This window comes from Priestia sp. SIMBA_032 (assembly GCF_046535215.1).
Taxonomy (GTDB): domain Bacteria; phylum Bacillota; class Bacilli; order Bacillales; family Bacillaceae_H; genus Priestia; species Priestia aryabhattai.
The window spans coordinates 1-239 of record NZ_JAWRXD010001493.1; the positions used below are offsets into that span (position 1 = coordinate 1).

At 61.9% G+C, this 239-nt stretch carries 1 protein-coding gene; it reads left to right on the forward strand.

Going from position 1 to position 239, the window contains the following annotated elements; all coding sequences use genetic code 11:
- The coding region (locus SB717_RS39275; protein WP_410908717.1) for a hypothetical protein at positions 1-239 on the forward strand (239 nt) is incomplete at both ends.

The window sequence follows — 239 nt, forward strand, 5'->3', positions numbered from 1 at the left end:
GTTGCAGGGGAAAACGACGCCGCCGCCGGCTGTGACATTCCTGCGCACGAAATCGCTGCTGTTTGGCATCGAGGTCGACTGGGGTTTCCCGGATGGGGCGGGAGACACCCAACGCACAGAGCTTTGGTACAGCAAGACGGCAAGTCGGGATGATGCGACGAAGCTGGGCGACCTCGCCTATCCCCAGGCGTCTTACTCCCTGATCGATCTCGCTGCGGGCGCCTCTTCGTTTTTCTGGG